Annotated in this window: 20 protein-coding genes and 1 tRNA gene; 15 read left to right on the forward strand and 6 right to left on the reverse strand. The window is 59.7% G+C overall.

Going from position 1 to position 19827, the window contains the following annotated elements; genetic code table 11:
• Positions 1-33: 33 nt before the first annotated feature.
• The 3 genes from glgC to RI101_07150 all read left to right on the forward strand — a co-directional run bounded on the left by glgC (position 34) and on the right by RI101_07150 (position 4253).
• Positions 34-1272 carry a glucose-1-phosphate adenylyltransferase gene (gene glgC / locus RI101_07140; protein MEC4889822.1) on the forward strand — a complete coding sequence of 413 codons (1239 nt, stop codon included), beginning with the start codon at positions 34-36 and terminating at the stop codon, positions 1270-1272.
• Positions 1247-3106: a helicase-related protein gene (locus RI101_07145; protein MEC4889823.1), complete on the forward strand. Its 1860-nt coding sequence runs from the start codon at positions 1247-1249 to the stop codon at positions 3104-3106. Before glgC ends, RI101_07145 begins: the two co-directional genes overlap by 26 nt.
• A 79-nt stretch (positions 3107-3185) precedes the next feature.
• Positions 3186-4253, forward strand: a complete 1068-nt coding sequence (locus RI101_07150; GenBank protein MEC4889824.1) for a DEAD/DEAH box helicase — start codon at positions 3186-3188, stop codon at positions 4251-4253.
• Between the two features lie 20 nt (positions 4254-4273).
• Here RI101_07150 and RI101_07155 read toward each other — a convergent pair whose 3' ends face one another.
• Positions 4274-5284, reverse strand: coding sequence for a hypothetical protein (locus RI101_07155; GenBank protein ID MEC4889825.1), 1011 nt, complete (start codon positions 5282-5284; stop codon positions 4274-4276).
• A 583-nt stretch (positions 5285-5867) separates the two neighbouring features.
• Here RI101_07155 and RI101_07160 point away from each other — a divergent pair.
• Positions 5868-5943, forward strand: a tRNA-Arg gene (locus RI101_07160).
• A gap of 100 nt (positions 5944-6043) precedes the next feature.
• Positions 6044-8257, forward strand: coding sequence for a 1,4-alpha-glucan branching protein GlgB (gene glgB, locus RI101_07165; protein MEC4889826.1), 2214 nt, complete (start codon positions 6044-6046; stop codon positions 8255-8257).
• 7 nt (positions 8258-8264) lie between these two features.
• On the opposite strand, the gene RI101_07170 is transcribed toward glgB, so the two are convergent.
• Both RI101_07170 and RI101_07175 read right to left on the reverse strand, forming a co-directional pair.
• Positions 8265-8813 (reverse strand): peptidylprolyl isomerase, encoded by a 549-nt coding sequence (locus RI101_07170; protein ID MEC4889827.1) that lies wholly within the window; start codon positions 8811-8813, stop codon positions 8265-8267.
• A gap of 180 nt (positions 8814-8993) precedes the next feature.
• Entirely contained in the window at positions 8994-9560 is a 567-nt protein-coding gene (locus tag RI101_07175) for a DUF882 domain-containing protein (protein MEC4889828.1), read from the reverse strand.
• Positions 9561-9812: 252 nt separating this feature from the next.
• Between RI101_07175 and RI101_07180 the strand changes: the two genes are divergently transcribed.
• The 3 genes from RI101_07180 to RI101_07190 all read left to right on the forward strand — a co-directional run bounded on the left by RI101_07180 (position 9813) and on the right by RI101_07190 (position 11197).
• Positions 9813-10178 carry a response regulator gene (locus RI101_07180; GenBank protein ID MEC4889829.1) on the forward strand — a complete coding sequence of 122 codons (366 nt, stop codon included), beginning with the start codon at positions 9813-9815 and terminating at the stop codon, positions 10176-10178.
• A gap of 103 nt (positions 10179-10281) precedes the next feature.
• Entirely contained in the window at positions 10282-10629 is a 348-nt protein-coding gene (locus tag RI101_07185; GenBank protein ID MEC4889830.1) for a PilZ domain-containing protein, read from the forward strand.
• A 145-nt stretch (positions 10630-10774) separates the two neighbouring features.
• Positions 10775-11197, forward strand: a complete 423-nt coding sequence (locus RI101_07190; GenBank protein MEC4889831.1) for a VanZ family protein — start codon at positions 10775-10777, stop codon at positions 11195-11197.
• A gap of 46 nt (positions 11198-11243) precedes the next feature.
• On the opposite strand, the gene RI101_07195 is transcribed toward RI101_07190, so the two are convergent.
• Positions 11244-12098 carry a hypothetical protein gene (locus RI101_07195; protein MEC4889832.1) on the reverse strand — a complete coding sequence of 285 codons (855 nt, stop codon included), beginning with the start codon at positions 12096-12098 and terminating at the stop codon, positions 11244-11246.
• Positions 12099-12179: 81 nt separating this feature from the next.
• Positions 12180-13940, reverse strand: a complete 1761-nt coding sequence (locus tag RI101_07200; protein MEC4889833.1) for a SagB/ThcOx family dehydrogenase — start codon at positions 13938-13940, stop codon at positions 12180-12182.
• 140 nt (positions 13941-14080) lie between these two features.
• Between RI101_07200 and RI101_07205 the strand changes: the two genes are divergently transcribed.
• On the forward strand, positions 14081-14503 hold the full coding sequence (locus tag RI101_07205) for a hypothetical protein (GenBank protein ID MEC4889834.1): 423 nt from the start codon (positions 14081-14083) through the stop codon (positions 14501-14503).
• A 30-nt stretch (positions 14504-14533) separates the two neighbouring features.
• Here RI101_07205 and RI101_07210 read toward each other — a convergent pair whose 3' ends face one another.
• Positions 14534-15751: a response regulator gene (locus RI101_07210; GenBank protein MEC4889835.1), complete on the reverse strand. Its 1218-nt coding sequence runs from the start codon at positions 15749-15751 to the stop codon at positions 14534-14536.
• Between the two features lie 159 nt (positions 15752-15910).
• Here RI101_07210 and RI101_07215 point away from each other — a divergent pair, with 159 nt between their 5' ends.
• From RI101_07215 to RI101_07240, 6 genes are all read left to right on the forward strand, one after another.
• Positions 15911-16681 (forward strand): tetratricopeptide repeat protein, encoded by a 771-nt coding sequence (locus RI101_07215; GenBank protein ID MEC4889836.1) that lies wholly within the window; start codon positions 15911-15913, stop codon positions 16679-16681.
• 55 nt (positions 16682-16736) lie between these two features.
• On the forward strand, positions 16737-17336 hold the full coding sequence (locus RI101_07220; GenBank protein MEC4889837.1) for an acyloxyacyl hydrolase: 600 nt from the start codon (positions 16737-16739) through the stop codon (positions 17334-17336).
• A 16-nt stretch (positions 17337-17352) separates the two neighbouring features.
• On the forward strand, positions 17353-18090 hold the full coding sequence (locus tag RI101_07225) for a hypothetical protein (protein ID MEC4889838.1): 738 nt from the start codon (positions 17353-17355) through the stop codon (positions 18088-18090).
• Between the two features lie 90 nt (positions 18091-18180).
• Positions 18181-18498: a tetratricopeptide repeat protein gene (locus tag RI101_07230; protein MEC4889839.1), complete on the forward strand. Its 318-nt coding sequence runs from the start codon at positions 18181-18183 to the stop codon at positions 18496-18498.
• A 16-nt stretch (positions 18499-18514) separates the two neighbouring features.
• Positions 18515-18715, forward strand: coding sequence for a hypothetical protein (locus tag RI101_07235; GenBank protein ID MEC4889840.1), 201 nt, complete (start codon positions 18515-18517; stop codon positions 18713-18715).
• Positions 18716-18736: 21 nt separating this feature from the next.
• A complete protein-coding gene (locus RI101_07240) occupies positions 18737-19825 on the forward strand; it encodes a hypothetical protein (protein MEC4889841.1) in 1089 nt (362 codons plus the stop codon).
• The last annotated feature ends 2 nt before the right edge of the window (positions 19826-19827 follow it).

Here is a 19827-nt window from a genome sequence, read left to right on the forward strand (position 1 = left end):
CATTTCCCGGCGGTCCTGTTACAATTCGCGGCCATGCACAATGTGTTCACGATGATCCTCGCCGGCGGCAAAGGCGAACGCCTCCATCCGCTCACCGAGCAGCGGGCGAAACCGGCCGTGCCGTTCGGCGGCAAGTACCGCATTATCGACTTTACGCTCAGCAACTGCCTCAACTCCGGCCTGCGGAAGATCGCGGTCCTGATCCAATACAAATCCCACTCGCTCGACAAGCACATTCGCAGCGGCTGGAACATTCTCAATTCGGAACTCGGCGAATACATCGCCTCTGTCCCCCCGCAGCAGCGCATCAGTGAAGAGTGGTACAAAGGCACGGCCGACGCGGTGTACCAAAATCTGTTTCTCCTGGACAACGAGCGCGCCGACTATCTCCTCATCCTCGCCGGCGATCACATCTACAAGATGAATTACGCCGAGATGTTTCACTGGCTGCTGGCCAAGAATGCCGACGCCGTCGTCGGCGCGCTGGACATTCCGATTCAGGATGCCACGCGATTCGGGGTTATCAGCGTGGACGACGATCTCCGCATCAACCGGTTCGACGAAAAGCCGGCCAACCCGGCCCCGATTCCGGGCGATCCCACCCACGCCTTCGCCTCAATGGGGATTTATCTTTTCAAGACCGAGGCCATTCGGCAATACCTGACGGCGGACGCGCAGGAAGGCACCGCGCACGATTTCGGCAAGAACATCATCCCGCGCATGATCCGGGAAGGCCGCGTGTACGCCTTCAAATTCCAGGACGAGAACAAGAAAGCCGTCAAATACTGGCGCGACATCGGCACCCTCGACGCCTATTGGGAAGCCAACATGGATCTCATCGCCGTCGATCCGCTCTTCAACCTGTACGATCCCAACTGGCCGATCCGCACCTATCAAGGGCAGTTTCCTCCGGCGAAATTCGTCTTTGCCCAGGATTTCCAGGGCGGCCGCATGGGCGTGGCGCTGGATTCGATCGTCTGCGGCGGCTGCATCATTTCCGGCGGCCGGGTGCAGAATTCGATCCTCTCCCCGAATGTGCGCGTCCAGGACCATGCCGAAGTGCGCGAATCGATCGTGATGGAAAACGTGGTCATCGGCGAACAGAGCCGCATCCGGCGCGCGATCATCGATAAAGACGTCATCATTCCGCCCAAGACCGAGATCGGGTATGATCGGGAGGCCGATGCCCATCGATTCAAAGTCACCGAGTCCGGTCTGGTGGTCATTTCAAAGGGAATGAAACTGCATGCCTCCCTCGATTCATCCGGTTGATCTTATCGCCGCTCTGCGGGACAAATCCCTCACGCCTGCGATCGTGTTTTTGACCTCGCGCCGGGCTTGTGACGAAGCCATGGAGGCGTTCGACCATGCGCAGACGGTGCTGCCGCCCGCGAGGCAAGAGGCCATCGCCGCCGCGCTGGAGCGGGTCATCGCCCAATATCCCAGCATCGGCGAACATCCGTTGATTCCCACGGTCCAGCGTATCGGCGTGGCCGCCCACCATGCCGGCCATCTGCCGTCCTGGAAAATCGCGATCGAAGAACTGATGCGGCAGGGCTGTTTGGACGCCGTCTTCGCCACCACGACGCTGGCCGCGGGAGTGGACTTCCCGGCCCGCACGGTCGTCATCACGCAATCGAGCATCCGCAAAGCGCGCGACTTCATGGATCTGACGATCGGCGAAGTGCAGCAAATCGCCGGCCGGGCCGGACGGCGTGGCAAAGACTACGTCGGCTTCGCGGTCGTGACGCCGTCGCCCTACATCGACCTCGGCGTCCTCACCAAAGGGTTTACGGGAAATCCTGAGGCCATCGACAGCCAATTCACCATCACCTATCCGATGGTCCTGAATCTGCTGAAGGCCCATCCGCACAACCAAATTCAGGCCATCCTGGCCAAGAGCTTCGCGCAATTCCAGCTCAACCAGCGCGCGGAACTGCTGGAGCGCAAACTGGATACGCTCCACGTGCAGATGGAACCCTTCGGCCCGCGCGTCTGCACCGACTGGATTACCCAGTGGCATACCTTCGATCAGGCCAGGCGGCAGAAATCGCACCGGCATCAGACCGTGCGCCACGAAGCGCCGGAAATGACCGCACGGTTTCACTTCCTCACGCCCGGCCGTGTCGTGGGACTCAGCCGGGGGCGCGGCATTGTCTTGCGCCAATATCGCAGCAAGGGACAGAAGAGTCCGATGGTCACGATCCTCCGCCCCGGAGGCGCCGTGACCGAATGCCCCGCCGGCATCGTCACGGAAATCTACGACCGCATCTTCGACTGCGAGGAACAACCGGGCTATCCCTGGTGCACCGCCGAGTCCTTTGACGAATTGCACTATCAGCTCACCGAGCTGCCCACGCGCCTCCCGGTGCTGCCGATTCTCGTCTCCAAAGAGTCGGAACCGCTGCCCGATGCCATCGTGCAAAGCCTGGGAGATTTCCCCTGCCCCACCTGTTCGTCACGATCAGCCTGCCAGAAGGACTACCTCGCCGCCTCGCGCATGCGCCAAGAGCAGCAGCGCCATATGAAGTCGATTCAGGCCTTGCGGACCAGTCTCTGGCATCGTTTTCAAGAGCGCATCGACGTGCTCCAGAAATTTGGCTATCTCACGCCGGAGTCGCAACTCACGGCCGACGGGGAATGGGCACGGCTGATCCGCATCGACCATTCCCTGCTCATCACCGAGTTGATCCGCGCCGAAGCCTTCACCGGAGCCGACCCGGCGGTGCTCACCGGCATCATGGCCAGCATCGCCCACGACGACGACCGGCCCGGCGCCTTTCCGCGTATCAGCTCAGGACTGAGCTCACTGCTTGGCCAAGTCCGGAAATTGGCGGAGAGCCTGTCCCCCTATGAAGATCCACCCCTGCTCCGCGCCGATATCGCCGCCGTAGCGGAGCGCTGGGTCTCCGACCCGAACCTCACCTGGATCGGGCTCTGCCGCTCGACCACCATGGCCGAGGGGGACATCTATCGCCTGCTCGCGCGGACCCTTGAGTTTCTCTCCCAACTGCACACGCTCAAGGCCACCCATCCGGGCCTGGCCGACACGGCATCGAAAGCCCTTGCCCTCATCCGGCGCGGCGTGCTGGAGGAACTCCCGTGAACATCGGCGAGACAGGCGCGAATAGCGAGACTCGCACGATATGCCCGGCATGCAAGTGCCGCAAAAGGATATTTGAACCATGACGACCGACGAACTCGCACAACTTCTGGCCCAGCAACCAGTGGCCATTCTGCATCGCCTGGCGCGCGGACGCGTGCAGCGGCATTTCCGGGCCGGCAAGCGCCGCCTGGTTGAGATGATCCTTCAATACTCGACCAACAATCTCGCCGGTCTTGAATCAGACTTGCAGGCCCTCATCGGAGAACGTCAATCACGCGCTCAAGCCCCGCCTCCTGCGGCCAAGCCCACGCCTCAGCGCCCAGCGGCTCCTCACACCAGCCGAAGCCCCGCACGCACACATGAACCGGAATCGACCGAACCGGGCGTCACACTGACGGCCTGGCTCGAGGGACTCGGCGTGCCGACCCCGCAGCCATTTGTCCCGGACGCCTGGCAGGAAGACGCCCTCGCAGGGTTGGCGGAAACGGATGTCGTGGTGAGTGTTCCGACAGGCAGCGGCAAGACCTATGTCGCCGTGGAAGCGGCCAGACGGGCCATGCGCGAAAACCGGACCGTGATTTACACCTCTCCGCTGAAGGCCCTGTCCAACACCAAGTTCACGGAGTTTTCAAAAATTTTCGGCAGCGACCAGGTCGGCATTCTGACGGGCGACCGCCAGGACAACAGCCAGGCGCCCATCCTGATCATGACGACGGAAATTCTGCGGAATCTGCTCTATGACGCGGCCAGCGGTGAGATCGATGTGCGGCTCGATACCTTGGGGCTGGTGATTCTGGATGAATCGCAATACATCGCCGACCCCGAGCGCGGCGTCGTGTGGGAAGAAACGATCATCTTCTGTCCGTCACAGGCCAAGCTGCTGCTGCTCTCCGCCTCCATCGGCAATCCGCAAGATATTGCCGACTGGCTGACCTCAATCCGGCCCTCGCCCTGCCGCCTGGTGCGCCACAGCAAGCGAACGGTCCCCTTGCGCGCCGGCTATCTGCACCCGAACGGCAAACTCACGCCGCTCTTCCGCACCGCCGGCATTCCCTACGGCCATCCGGGGCAACTCCATCCCGAAGCCAAACGCCTCTTCCTGCAATACGAGGAAGACACGCTGCCGTCAGGGCGGTCCAGGCGCTAACGTTTTTCTCTATGCAGCCATTAGAATGATGCGGTGAGACCGAACGTGGCCCCGTGGCGGATGGATTGAAACTGGGTCATCGGATACGCTTGCGAGGATCCATCAGTCAAATGGTTCTTCCACGTTCCATCGATCATGCGATTCCAAAACACGCGATAACCGGCATTCAAAGACAGCCACTTTGTGACATTAATCTTGATACCAGCATCTGCATCCGCCCCGATTCCGATCCCCAGCATAGTAAAACTGGGATCTTGAAAGTCGCTCCGTCTTAAATGATGCGTATCCTGGTTTTCAAAGATGCTCAAGGGCTTGAACAACACCATCCCCTGTGCACTCAGCCATGGTGTGAGATGATACTCCGCCTGTATACCGGTCCGAATCGAATACCAAGATGTTTTATTCGTAATAGCCAGGACTGAATTGGCAACAGGAGAGGCTCCTGAATTACAGAGCGGCTGCACGCCCACGGTGCTGGGATCCAGATCAATCGTCGCGCCAGCGTTTGAGCAAGACACCTGTCGAACCCCATAGGCTTTATGCTCCTCATGCCAATACTGAAACCCGACGAGCCCATCAAGGTGGCCTCGGCTCTCCGCAAAACTCATCAGGCGTGCGCCACCTTCAAGATTAATGTAGTACGTCCCGGAGTTTTTGATGTCGCTGTGCGTCCGTGATGACGGAGTCCCTCCATCAGGAGTCAAAAAGTCGTCGTCCGTAAGCCGTCCGCCACCGATATCTCCAAATCCCAGATTCAATCGCCCAAACCAGCGAGGGCCGACTGAAATCTTGGCCATCAGATCCACCATATTCGCCGTATGATCTGTATAGGCAAGCCGTGACGTGGGATTTCCCAGTGGCGCGGAAGCCGACGCATTATGACTCCAACGCGTATCGCCCGACGTGATCCAGGTCCCAACACCCACCTCGACTTTGACGCGAGAAGATGGCGGAGCTTCTTGCGCCAATGACTGACCGGCAAGCGAGACTGAGAACAGGGCTGCGGCAACAACGAATCTCCAACTGATCATCACCGTCTCACCCCTCCGCGTTGAATGACCACTGTGTCATAGCATCGGTCGGCTGTATCCGGCATGACCCGATGACAGGCCTCGCGTATGTCCCCCTCCGTCCACTTCCTTTGGACAGACAGCGAAAACCAGACAAGCCATGTCCCCACTGCGGCCGCAAGCACCGCCCCGGCAACCAGCATCCCCCAAGGCCGCACGATTTCCCACGCCATCTGCCGAGAGGAACCCCTCTCAATCTGATCTTGCCCGCCCTCTTGAGATTGCATCTGGCCTATGACTCCTGGCGTTGCTGACGTCATGAAAGATATTTCGGAATCATACCTGAGCTAGGAGAACCTGAATAGTATTTTTCCACTCTACCCTGTTGCAGAGAACTACGCGATGAGCCCATCGTGAGCTCCCCATCTTGCCCGAGAAAGTCTCCACTCAGACGAGAGACCGAACATCGGCCTGTTCACCGCACTTGACCCTGTCTCCCTGAGAACTGTATAACCTCCCCTGCACGACACAGTGCCGCGCACCACCCTCCTCGCTCTCCCTCAAGGATTCAGCGTCCGGGGCGCCGCGAAACAAAATATCCCATGCGCCCGTAGCTCAATGGATAGAGCATCTGACTACGGATCAGAAGGTTACAGGTTCAAGTCCTGTCGGGCGCACCACTCTTCGATCCTTTGCCATCCCGCACATTGCCTGACACATTCCCCCTTTCGATCGCGTTTTCCCCTTCCTTCTCCCCGCGCGACGATTTAGGATAGGCCTATGCCGACCTCCGCCCATCTCGCACACGACGATATCGACCGCATCGTGTCCGGCACACACTGGAATCCGCGTGCCGTCCTGGGGCCGCACCCCACACCAGCCGGCCTGGCCATTCGCCTCTGGCAGCCCTTTGCCGAGGCCGTTGAAGTCGTGGTGGAGCAGCATCCGGCGCTCGCCATCCCCGCCCAACGCATTCATGAGGCCGGGCTCTACGAAGCCGTCGTCCCTCGAGGACAGGAGCCGCTCCGCTACCGGGTGAGAACCAGCGGGCCTGACGGCCTGGTAAGCGAGCACGACGATCCTTACGCCGTGCCACCGTTGCTGACCGATTTTGAATTGCACCTCTTTGCCGAAGGCACCTTCTATCGCGCCTACGACACGCTTGGCGCCCATGTCCGCACCGTCGAGGGCTCCACCGGCGTCCACTTTGTGGTGTGGGCTCCAAATGCCGCGCGTGTCAGCGTGGTGGGCGATTTCAACCGATGGGATGGGCGCTGCCATCCGATGACCAATCGAGGCGCGACAGGCCTGTGGGAACTCTTTGTCCCCGATCTGTCTGAACACACGCTCTACAAATACGAAATCCGTCCAAGGGATCAGGACGCGCTGCTCGTGAAGGCCGACCCCTACGCACAGGCCGCCGAACTGCGTCCCCGCACAGCCTCCAAAGTTCGCACCCTCTCCGGCTACACCTGGCACGATCACACCTGGATGAACGATCGCGCGACGCGGGATCCCTTGGCCAGCCCCTTCGCCATCTACGAAGTCCATCTCGGATCCTGGATGCGGGTGCCGGAGGACCACAACCGCTGGTTGACCTATGCGGAGCTGGCCGACCGGCTCATCCCCTATGTGAAGGACCTGGGCTTCACACATCTTGAGTTGCTCCCCGTGACCGAACATCCGTTCGACGGGTCCTGGGGCTATCAGACCACCGGCTACTTTGCCGCAACCAGCCGGTATGGCGCCCCGGAAGATTTCATGGCCTTTGTCGATGCGGCGCATCAGGCCGGCATCGGCGTCATCATGGATTGGGCTCCCGCGCATTTCCCCGACGACCCGCACGGCCTCGCCCAATTCGACGGCACCCATTTGTATGATCATGCCGACCCCCGCCTCGGCTATCACCCGGATTGGCACAGCCGCATTTTTAATTACGACCGCGCGGAGGTCCGCAACTTTCTCCTGAACAGCGCGCTCTTTTGGCTCGATAAGTACCACATCGACGGGTTGCGCGTGGATGCCGTCGCCTCCATGCTCTACCTCGACTATGGGCGGAAGGCCGGCGAGTGGATTCCGAATGCGTTCGGCGGACATGAAAACCTCGGAGCCGTCACCTTCCTGAAAGAGCTGAACATTCTGGTCCATCGTGACTTTCCCGGTGCGGTCACGATTGCGGAAGAATCCACGTCCTGGCCGGGCGTGTCGCGCCCAACCTATACCGGCGGCCTCGGCTTCACCTTCAAGTGGAATATGGGGTGGATGCACGACTCGCTGGAGTATTTCCAGCACGACCCCGTCCATCGGCGGTTTCACCACAATCAGCTGACCTTTGGACTGCTCTACGCCTTCACTGAAAATTTCGTCCTCGTCCTCTCCCACGACGAAGTCGTGCATGGAAAGGGCACACTTCTCAGCAAAATGGCAGGGGATCGCTGGCAGCAATGTGCCAATCTGCGGACGCTCTATGGCTACCTCTACGGGCACCCAGGGAAAAAGATGCTGTTCATGGGCGGCGAAATCGGCCAATGGCGGGAATGGAATCACGATGGCAGCCTGGATTGGCATCTGCGCGAGGATCCGTCGCATCGCGGCTTGCAACGGTACGTGCAGGATCTCAACCGGCTCTATCAGCAGGAACCGGCCTTATATGAAGCCGATAATGACTGGACGGGGTTTCAGTGGATCGACTTCAGCGATGCGGACAACTCGGTGATCGCGTTCTTACGCAAACGGCCAGATTCGGCCGAGCATCTTGTCTGCGTGGGAAATTTCACCCCCATCCCCCGCGAGCACTACCGCATCGGCGTCCCGGCAGGAGGATGGTATCGCGAACTCCTCAATAGCGATGCGGCGCTCTATGGGGGCAGCAATCTGGGCAACCAGGGCGGCGTGCAGGCCACTGCCAGCCCTTGTCACGGATTCCCCTATTCTCTGAGCCTGACGCTGCCCCCGCTCTCGATGCTCTTCCTCAAACCATCCCCTCAACCATAGCCTGAATCTACTTCGATGCCGGAGGCGGCGTTTTCACGTCGAGGACCTTTACATCGAAGTACAGCGTCTTCCCCGCCAGCGGATGATTGAAGTCGAGCACCACGGTGTCGGGTTTGACTTCTGTGACACGCAGTAACATCGACTGCCCATCAGGACCCTTGGCTTCCAACTCAGACCCCACCTTCCAGGCTTTCTCAGGCACCTGCGCTTTCTTCACTTCCTGAATCGCCTTGGGGTCGATCTCGCCGTAAGCATCAACCGGCTTCACAACCACATGTTTCTTGTCACCGATCGCGAGGCCTTCGAGCGCCTTCTCCAAGCCAGGCACAATTTCCTGCGCGCCATGCGTATAGATCATCGGCTCGCGCCCAACGTTGGATTCCAACACATTCTTCTCATCCAGCTTCAACGTGTACTCCAGCGACACCAGCTTCCCTTTGGAAACCACTTGAGCGGACACCCCTTTGTGGGTCTCGGCCTGAAGCGGAGCCCCAACCATGCTCATGCCGGCTAACGCCACCACGCACACCGCCATCCGGGAATATTGACGAATCATCGTAACACCCTCCTCAAGTACAATTGGAATAGGCTGGAGAAGCCGCACGGAGCAGATGATCCGGAGGGCGATTGAATCCAGGCTATCGTGAAAATGTGTCCGACACGTTATCACAGACGGAGGCTGCGAGACGAGCCCTCTGGTCAAGAAGGATACAGCGCGAACGCGACGGCCGACTCGCTACCAGGATCGGAAGGGACCGGAATCGAGATGGACAAACTTGGAGCGCGGATAGTAGCCGACCCCGCCAAAACCTAACTCCAGCGCCACCTGCCTGATGACCTTGGGGTGGATGCCGGGGATTTGGAGATCGATGGCTTGCCCTTGCATGTGCAGGCTGTTTCGAGCCGCACGCCGGCCGCTGCGAACCAGCTTCGCGTTATACTCAGGCGACCGATACCCTGAAATAATATGGATTTCCCGATCGCCGCCCAATTGTTTCTGGACGAGATTCACATGTTCCAAGACCCGCACGTCGATCACCGACACTTCTCCCGTCGCATGGCAGCGGAAAATATGATTCACGTCGTCCAACGCCTCAAGATCGTACTCTCCCGCCTCGTTGCGGTAAGTCACCGTCAGCCGCTCGTCCGTCCAGACATTGAGAAAGGTCAGCTGCCCTTCGGGCAACTGATTGGCTCGCACGCGGGCGGGACTCAGCGCATGCACAGCCCCCATCACGAGGCCGGCCACAGCGGTGCGCAAGAGTGTGCGTCGGGTCCAGGCCCAGTCGGATTCACGATTCACAAGAACACGTCTCCAGCAGAAGGTGCGTTGCAGATCACCGGCAGCAAACGACGGCGTTTGTACCAAAAAGCACCGCGCGGGTCAATCGGAATTTGCCGCCTGTATCCTGCCGCATTCTCCGGGGCTGCCGCGCTCCGATACGAAACGCCGCCCCCTCCGTGCCACTGCGCCTAAACGATTTCTTTCTAGACAGCATGGGAAATGACGCGTCATAATATAACTACTTAACGTGTTGAAGGACGAAGACTCTTCATGGCTACCATTCTGGTTATCGACGACGAAGAATCCATCCGCACCCTGCTCAGAGATATTCTGACCAAAGCCGGCTATCGCGTGCTGGAAGCCAGCGACGGCCGGGAAGGCCTCGCCACCTATCAAAAAGAACCGGTCGATCTCGTCATCATGGATCTCTTGATGCCGAACACCGATGGCCTTGAGGCCACTTTGCAGCTCACACGGGAATATGTCGACGCCAAAGTCATCGCCATTACCGGCGCACAAGGCGACCGCAACTTTCTCGACGTGGCCAATCTTTTCGGCGCGCGCCGGACCTTTCATAAGCCGTTCGACATCGCCCAGCTGCTGCAAGCCGTGCGCGAAGAACTCGCCGCCGCCTAGCGGCCCTCACGGCGCCTTCGGCAGCACATGGGCGAATAATCCATCGTGATCCACGCAGGCCGGATCCGCGTCATGCCGCCTCTCTGTCGAGAAGGACACACCGATGGGATATGAGAGAAAAGCCACCCGCTTTACGGTCAACTTGAGCGGCACATTTGCCGGAGAACAGCTGGCCGGTCAGGGCACCATCACCACTCTCTCCATGGGCGGCTGCAGCATCGACTCGACCATTACCCTCACCATTCACAGCACGGTGGGGCTCCATATTCACATTCCTGATTCTCTCCATCCCCTGGAGATCGAGCAAGCTATCGTCCGGTGGGCCTGCGGCAACCTGTTCGGTTTGGAATTCGAGCGCCTGTCACAATCCGAAACCGATCGACTCCACCATTTACTCCATAATTTGGAGCAAGGCCCTCCGGCCGCCATGCCCCATCCCGCCGCCCCCTAGACAAAACCAGCCAATACTCCGTTACAATCACACGAGGCACATCACTCGCCCACGTAATACTCTCTCGCCTGAAAATCGGGGAGCCTATTCGGTGAACAGGTCCGACTCAACAAGACGAGTGCCGTTATGCCCGGATCGAACCAACTTGGCGATCGCCGTGTGGATTGGCGTCATTCTCATGGCGGGCCTGCTGCCGTTGCGGAACTTCGTCGGCCATTCCCACTGGGAATCCATTCAATGGGCCATCCCGGCCAGCCAATGGCGCTCACACCGCTTTCAATTCGATGTCGTGGCCAACATCGGGCTCTTTTATCCATTAGGGCTGCTGCTCGCGCGGCGCATCCCGCTCACTGTCAGCAACCGCGCGCTCGTTATTATTGGAACAGGATTAGCACTCTCGGCGGGAATCGAAGGGTTTCAAGTCTATTGCCACAACCGCCATCCGTCGCCCTATGACATCATGAGCAACGTAACGGGCACCGCACTGGGCCTTTGGACTGCGACGGCGGTCTTTTCGTGCCAGATGATGGAGCGATTGTTTCCCTCACCCTCCATCGGCGCCCAATAACGGCACCAGGCAACACCACTGCCGGCACAGGGTGCTCGTCCGGCCCCTACAGGCCGCTCGACAACTCCTTCCGCACCAGCGCCCGCATCATCACCGGATCGTTGTAGGCGACTTCGCTCAGGGCATCCATGAGGTGCAGCCCTTTCGACGCCGCCAACTCCTTCGCCTTGGTCGAATTTTTGACGCTGAAACGCGCCACCGCCGGCTGGCCATTCACAATCTGGCAAGCCAGTATTTCACCGCTCACTTCCAGCGTCCCTCCCTGCTCGACCAGCGTCTTCGCTTGCGAGGGGCTGATCCCATGCAGCGCGGCAAATTCTTCCAAGCCGCCCGTTTCAACCAGCCGCCCGTCCGGCATAATGCAGAGCCGCTTGAAATGCGGCGACCAGTCCTTGCGGAAGTCGATGTATTTGATATCGCCGCCCTTCGCCACCGCCCGATCCAGCGTGCGATAGTCCAGCCCCAAGTTTTTCTGATCCAGCTTTTCCTTCAACTCATCCGGCAAGGCGCGGTGAAATACCTCATAGGCGGCCTGGGCCAAAGGAATCGCGCGCGCGCGGGCAAGCTGCTCAGCCTCGGCAAACTGCATCAAGTCGAGCACAAACGTCCGCTTCGGTTGTCCGCCCCCTGCCTCCACCACACACGCGAACATGCCCCGCGTCAGCAATCCGCCGATCTGCGGATAGACATAGGTGCCCCCCTCCGTCAACAACTGCGTCATCGTCTCGAGAGGGACATCATAACTTTCAGACAGAATCTTCGCGTGTCCCGGCAGATCTTCCGGATGCGTCATCGCACACACCGTGACATTCCCCGGTGCGTCGAACTCCGAGTAGTCCTCGATCACGTTGTAGAGCACCGGCGCCTTCGGCTTATCGAGCTTCTTCTTGATCTTAAACATATTTCCCCTTGGCTAGAGGTCAAAGGCACGAGGCAAGCGGGAGATTTCGGCAAAAACCTCGACACCTATTGCCTCTCGCCACTAGCCCCTTGCCTGCCTATGTCCGTACGGCGGCAACGTCATCAATCGCCGGTCTTCCACCGGGCCACCGACCGTAAAATGGTAGAGCGATTGGAACGACAATCCTTTCACCCCCACCATCTCATGGACGGGGTCGTCGAAGAAACAGCCGATCCCCGTGCCCCGCACCCCGGCTGCCTCTGCCTCAAGATACAACACGTGCCCCAGCAGCCCCGCCTCCCAGAACAGCCGAGGATAAAACCACGCCCCTGCCTGACGCAAGCGCCCTTCGAACTCGGCAAGCATACCCAAAGAAAACGCACTGTCGCCCGCAATCGCCTGATCGCAACTGACTTGAATGGCCGCACGCCTGGCATCCCCCTCCAGCAGCCAATAGAGCGGCAGAGGATCCGGACAGCCTTCCGGCTTGGTCCACGTCAACTCCTGACTCAATGATTCCCGAATCAGCGGCAGCTTGGCTTCATCGCGCGCAAGCAGATACAACCCCGGCGTCAGGCCGTCCACCCGGTGCACGAAGATCATCAGATGAATCGATGGATCATACGGCCATACATCCCACGGCATCGGCCGATCGAGCGGCGCACGTTCGGCATCCGGCATCACGCGCCGCAAAATCCGGAAGAACGTCGCGGCCGAAATCGATGTCCGCCCGTCGAACGACACCGCGCTCCGCCGCTGGCGGATGATCTGGCCGGCCAGGGGACCGACGTGAGGCGTGACGGGTGAACGGTGAGGCGTCTTGGAAGATGGAACGGAAAGAACGGTTTGCTCACAGGACAATTTCCACGATGCATCAGCCGTCTGATCGATCACATCCCAATGGACTCCGTGCTCACGGCTCAACCGATTGGCTTTGCCGTGCCAGGGTCCACTAGCCAGCTCCTTCGCCACGGCAGAATCGAGACTGAGAGGGATCGCGCCCTCTCCATCTCCCGCCTCTTGCCCCTCGCCCCTTGCCCCTTGCCAAACGACACAGAGACAATCCGGATGCTCCGTCTCGACCTCGGCAAAATCATCGACGCGATTGGTGCCCAGCAACAGCGCCACCGTATTCTGCTCCACGCCGTCCAGCAGCGCCATCTTCCAGCCCAGCGTCGCCGCGGCAATCCGGGCCGTCCCGATGGCATGACCGACATCGTGATTGCAGTAGCGAAACGCCCGCTCGCCATACTTCCACGCTTCGCGCCAGTGGACAGACGTGAGCCCGAACAAAAAGGCACCGGGAGGAAAGGGCGCCAGGAGACGAGCCATCTGCTCCGCAGAGAACTCAGCGCGGAACTCCACCCCATGTTCCTTCGGCGCGTAGTGATAGAGCCCCGGCGTGAGATCGAGACCCTCGACTCGCGGCAAGACAAGATAGCCTTCCGTCGGGTGCAGATTGCCGGACGATGGATTGTTCCGCAGCGCCCATTCCGACTCCCCCGCCTTTTTCCAAGCCGACAAAGCGAGGGCGAACTCAAGAAAACGCGAGATGGTGCGCAGGCTGACAGGCTGACACGCGACAGCGCCCTGCTCATAGATGGCATCGTACGATGGCGAAAGCGGCTCCTCATCCGGCTTTAGCAGCGGCAGCGGGATCAGCGGCGCGCCAGCAAATCGCCGAAACGGATCAGGCTGATTGGCCCAATCCAAATAGCCAAGGGAGCGGGAGTATCGATTGAAATGATGCTTGGTCTGAAGATGATAGCGAATGACCCGATCGATTGGATCGGTCGAGGCGGAATCTGTCTCGGTAGCTGGGAAAGGCTGTTCGTTGCTCATGGCTTGAATGCAGGCAGTCTACAGAGCGGGGAGAAGAAAAGTAAACGCATCTCCCACGCAGGAACACCTTCCTCATCCCATTGACCTAGTTTTCACAATCCGCGTAGTATCTGCAGTCTCGTCACTATTGAGGATCTCCCATGCAATTCGATGCCGCATTAGCAGCGCAAGATACATTCCGACTGGCCGAAGCTGAGCTGGGTTCTGACTGGGACGCCGCCGTTGAGCTGGAGGAGACGTTTTCTTCCAACGCCGGAGCGACGGCGCGGGAAGCTTATGAAGGCTTACTCGGGCTCGCCGCGAGCCATCCCAAAGCCTATGCCTTCCAGGCCTTCTGCATCTACATCACCTGGCAGCAGGTGACGGAAGAAACCATCGCCCGCCATTTTGAGACCGGCATGCGCTTATCTGAATCCTATCTCGCCTCGCTGGACGGCAAGAATCAGCAGCACATCGCGTACGTCACGGAACTCTACGAATCGTTCCGCGCCGGGTTGGGGCTGGATGAAGAAGACGAGATCCAGGTCGAATTCAGGAAAGATACCCCAAAAGGTGGAGACTAGAAGGCTGCGCGGAACCCGGTAGGAGATGCCTTAGGCCGTGCGTTCCAGATTATTCCTCTCACTCGCGCCGCAAATACCTTCCCAATCGGCTTTTCGCTTCCCAAGCCCACAGGCCTGAAGATACGCGTCGTCGATCGCTGTGACCACCCCACCGGTTATCGCCGGATCCTGAACCTCATCGATCGCATTAGCGACATGCACGGCGGCCAACGTGCTGAATCCTTTCTGCAGCGAACCAGCGGGCTCGTGGTGAAACACGACAGCATCAACCAAGGCATCGTTCACCCCCCACAAACTGAGCAGTAATCCTCCCACATCCGGATGCGTGGCCTGAAAGACGGCGCGTTCGGCTTCGCAGATCGGAATTCGCTCGGCCTTCACCAGTTTCATCACCTTCCCATACCCGTCCGGAAAATTCGACACAAGGACGAGCACACCAATGTCATGAAGCAACCCGGCCATGAATGCTCGCTCGACCCCCATCGACCCACGCCCCTCCGCCTGCGCAATTGCCCGTGCATGGGTCGCCGTTTCGATACTGTGCCGCCAGAGCCCTTCGAGGGAAACGGAACTGCGCCTGGCCACCGACAATTCAGAAAATACATGCGAGGCCAGGATCAACGACTTGACCGTGTTCACCCCCAACAACGCCACGGCCTGGGCGGGATTGGAAATGGTGCGCCGGAGTCCGTAATACATGGAGTTCACAATTTGAAGCACTTTCGACAGCATCGCCATATCCTTGGCAATGATTCGTCCGGCGGTTTCCGCCGTCGCATGCGGCGACTCCATAGCCAAGACGAATTCCTGATAGAGCATCGGCATGCTGGGCAGTATGGCGATGGTGCTGATGAACTCGCGAAGAGATTGATTGTTCAAGCGATTCTGCAACAGGCTCAGTCCGTTGAGCATATGCCCCAAACCGGCTGCATCGAATGGTTTGGCAATAAACTGATGGGCCACATCTAAACCGTGGAGCATCGAATCGCGATGAACCGCATTGGAACAGACGACTCGCATGACTCCCGGATAGCGCGCCCTGATTTCCGCCTGCAATCGAAGCCCGCCCATCCCTGAAAGATGGCTGTCGCTGACAAGCACATCGACAGGCCTGCGGGCGAACACGGCCAGCGCCGCATCCACCGTGCCTGCCATGAGAATTTCCCATTGGCCGGCCAATGGGGCCAGAGCCTGGCGTACCATCTCTAGCGAGGCCGGATTTTCATCTACAAAAAGGACAGTCTTCATGGGTTTTCACCTACTCATTTGCGCTAGGGCACTGTTCATATCGGACAGCCTCGGCCTCTTCTGAAGCCCTCAGCCTCCCAAAACCCATGCCGCCGTCAACCAGCGGGTTGACCTTCAGCCTCCATATCCGTACGCTGACAGTCCCACACGAGAGCACCGATGAGCGACAACGATAAGCACCGCGCCCGCATTTTCCTGCATCGAGGCCAACTGGCCCAGGCCAAAGCCGCTTACGAACAGGCCGTCGCAGACGACCGGCTGTCCGGCAACCACACCGAGCTGTCCTCCTCACTAGGCAATCTCGGCAATGTCTGCGCGCTCTCGGGCGATCTTGAACGGGCCGAAACCTGCTACCGGGAGGTGCTGGCCATTCAACGCACCGAACAGAATCAACATGCCATCGCCCACACGCTGGTGAACCTCGGCAACCTCCACATCGGCGCAGGCCGGCCGGAGAAAGCCCGCCCCTACTATCTCGAAGCGCTCGATCTGCTCACCCCTCTGAATGACCATCGCGCACTGGGGATCCTGTATCACAATCTGGGCATGGAAGAAGCCCGGCAAGCCCATTGGGATGAGGCGGCGGCGCACTTTGCCCACGCGCTGGATTGCCACCGCATCGTCGGCAACGAAGAGGGCCTGGCTGTCACCTACAGCCAGCTCGGCAAGGCGTATCTTGACTCCGGGGCCCTCCGCAAAGCCGAAGCCTGTTTCAACAACGCCTCCGAGCACTTCATCAAGCTCGGCCATTCCGCCGGCGAAGCGGCGGCATTGCGGTTATTGGCCGCCATCTACGTGCGCGAACGAAACTCCGTCTCGGCCCTCCGCTGCCTTGAGCGCGTGGTCTCCCTCGACCGTCACCATCAGCTTCCCGAACTGGCCCAGGATACCGCCCTCCTGACGGAACTCCGGCAGCATCTCCCACATTAAGTTATCCGCTCGAACAACCGACAAGATACTGACGTGAACATTTGCCAAGGGTGGGATGGTGCTCCTTCGTATCGCGCGTTTGACTTTCATGGTTGCGGCAATAGCCACTGCTGCACAGGCCACAGAATGGACGGCTCCCCAGATCACCGTGGGCACGCAGGAGATCGGCCTCTCCGCCGGCTATCTGCTCCCCCATCGGCTGACCGTCGACCATACGACCAAACAACAAGGCGTCGCCTTCATGCCCTCCTGGATGATGACGGTAACAGACCCCGTCGGCGACAGCTGGTATCGCGGCCAGGTCTCGTTGGGCGCCGAGGTCGTGTACATCCAGTTCCGGGAACCGTTCTTGACCCACGGCATGGGCTTTACGCCGAAAATCAAATACACCGTCGTGGCTCATGACCGCATTCGGCCCTATGCGGAATTCGCCGGAGGCCCGTTCTGGACCGATCTGGCGGGGAAGATTCCCGAAGAGTCCTCCCGATTCAATTTCATCCTGACGGCGGGATTCGGCTGCTCGTATTTCATCACCCAACAGATGTCATTGAATGTCGGCTATCGCTTTCACCACATTTCCAATGCCGGCACGCGGTATCCGAATCTGGGCTTGAACTCCAGTTTACCGTTCGGCGGATTTTCGTTTTACTTCTGACAAAAGGACGGACATCGTGGCACACACATCACCCTCACGTCTCCTTGGATTGCTGCTGCTCATCGGCATGGCCACCACCGGCTGCTCACGCTGGATCGACGTGAAACCGGCCGCGGAAGCCGGCCCCTCGCCGGCATCCCTCTCCATCGCGAGCAGCGAACGCGTCCCGCTGATTCTGGATGCCGTCAAGATCAGCCACAACGGATCGCCGCAGAATCCATCTTCCGATCTGGAACGCCGTTTCCTGAGCGCGCTCCAAGACCTCAGCCTGTTTTCGCAACTCTCACTGTTCGATACGGCTCCGGCCACCGGCAAAGCCATTGTCGCGCGCCTGTCCGTCAACGACACGATCGATTCGCATCCCGGGGAAGCCGCCTGGAAAGGCGTCATCATCGGCACCTCGATGTTTCTGCTCGCTCCGGTAATGGAATTGCACTACGACTACGGCACGCACTTGACCCTGGAGCTCGAACGGTGGGACGGCACCGTCAAAACCTATACAGCCTCTTCCAACGGCACGGCTCGCTACAACCTCTTCGCCGCCAGCCCCAGCATGATCACAGAACTGAAAGGGCATGTCCTCGAAACCGGCATCACGGACATCATGGAACAACTCGTCAAGGACACGGCGTTCTACAACGCCAGCAGCGCCCCAGTCAGCGAACGATCCATCTATGCGGTCAGCGTGAAATCGAAGCACCGGACACCGGCGGTCCTCTCCATCTCGACATCCGGCACAGCCGACATGCGATAACCGAACTCCGCCTCGCCCCAAGACCAGCCCACCAGGCTGGTCTGTCTCCCTGCGCTAATGCTATGATGCGCCTTCATACAAGGAGCACCGATGGACATCGACGCATTTCGCCAGATGGTCGCCAAGAACCCCAACGGATTTCTCGGCCGGTATGGCCTGGGCAATAAAATCATTCAGGAAGGTGGAAACCTCGAAGAGGCCGTGGAGCATCTGCGCGTCGCCGTGCAGCTCGACCCTGTCCATGTGGCCTCGCATTTGGCGCTGGCCCGGGCTCTCATCGGCCTGGGACGGCCCGAAGAGGCCAAGCCAGTGCTGAAAGGCGGGATCGACGCCTCCACATCCGGACGCGCCAACGGTGGCCGCGACCTGGTGCCGGAGATGCAGATGATGCTCCAAGGCTTGCGCTAACGAAGGAGACCGCAGCATGACACTCGACACAGCGAAACAGCGGATCGAATCGGCCATTGCGCAGTACGGCGCACACGCGGCGGCGGCCATCGATCTGGTGATGAACGAAGTCCGCTCGGATATGGGGGCGAAGGCGTTCAATCAACTCGTCGAGGAATTCGACCTCGAACTGGAATACAACATCGCCCCCTTGGAATCCGACTACTCCAACAGCTAACCCTCCAACGAGTCACCCTACATGCCGCTTATTTGGTCGGCCATCTCAGCCCATGGCTACGGCCATGCCGCGCAGGTCATCCCGGTCTTGAATGCCTTGGGCCGCCGCAGACCCGGCGTCCGGGTCGTCTTGCGCACTAACGTGTCGCGCGCGTTTTTCGCAGACCGCCTCACGGTCGAATGGGAACTCAGCCCCTGCGAGCAAGATATCGGCTGCATCCAACAAGGGCCGATCACGATGGATTGGCCGGCCACCTGGCAGGCCCATCGAGCCTTTCACGGCACGTGGGACCACCGGCTGCGCGAGGAAATTGCGGCGATCGAACAGGCCCGCGCGGATCTCGTCATTGGCAACATCCCCTATCTCGCCATGGCGGCAGGAGCCGCAGCCGGCCTGCCCACCATCGCTGTAGCCAGCCTGAGCTGGGACGATGTGCTGCTAGAACACCTGTCTCCGAATGAACCCTGGCAGCACGCGCTCCTCGAACAGATCAGCCATGCCTACGCACAAGCCTCATTACTCTTGAGAATTGCACCGGGCCTGCCGATGCGCGCCTTTCCCACGGCGACAGACATCAGCCCGATTGCGGCCCCTCTTCCTCCGGAACGGACCAGGCTGCGCAAGCTGTTGCAGATCGAACAACAAGACGCGCTTATTCTGATCGCCTTCGGAGGCATCCCCCTCGAATCGCTGCCGTTTGCTCGAATGGAGTCGATGGCCGGCCTTCACTTTCTGATCGCGGGCCCCGTCCCCCCTGGATCCATCCGCGTCCATTCGATCGCTGAAATCCCCATGCCCTTCAGCACCCTGCTCTCGTCCGTTGATGCCGTCATGACCAAACCCGGCTATGGCACCATCATCGAATCGGTGGCCATCAACACACCCGTCGTCTATGTCCGGCGCTACAGCTTTGCCGACGAGCAGCCCATCGTCGAGTATCTGCATCGTTATGGAAGAGGTGTGGAACTGGCCGGGGAAGACTTCGAACAGGCCCAATGGGAAGCCGCGCTGCACAAGGCCCTGGCTCTGCCACAGCCCATCCACCGGCCACCCGACGCAGCCGGGGCCGCCGAGGCAGCGAAGATTCTGGAGTCGCTGCTCCCCGTCTGAGC

It is taken from the genome of Nitrospira sp., assembly GCA_035968315.1.
Taxonomy (GTDB): domain Bacteria; phylum Nitrospirota; class Nitrospiria; order Nitrospirales; family Nitrospiraceae; genus Nitrospira_D.